At 40.9% G+C, this 281-nt stretch carries 1 protein-coding gene; it reads left to right on the forward strand.

Features of this window, described 5'->3' with window-relative positions; genetic code table 11:
- On the forward strand, window positions 1-281 hold a 281-nt coding region (locus AC29Z1_RS16040), incomplete at both ends, for a transposase (protein WP_488272459.1).

The raw sequence follows: 281 nt of genomic DNA on the forward strand, positions 1-281 counted from the left end.
AATAAATCTAAAATGGAGCAACTGATAGATGAATTGGAATCGAGAGGATACTCTAAAGCAGCAAATACGATAGATAGGTTCCAATCTGACATTAGGAACTTCGAATCGTTCCCAAAAGAACATTGGAAGAGAATCAGAACCACAAATGGCGTAGAAAGGATCAATAAGGAATTGAAACGAAGAACAAAGGTTGTAGGAGCTTTTCCAAATGAGGATTCCCTCATGAGGTTGGCAGGGAGCATCCTGATGGATATCAACGAAGAGTGGGTGACCGGAACAAG

Source organism: Sporomusa sp. (genome assembly GCF_057736855.1).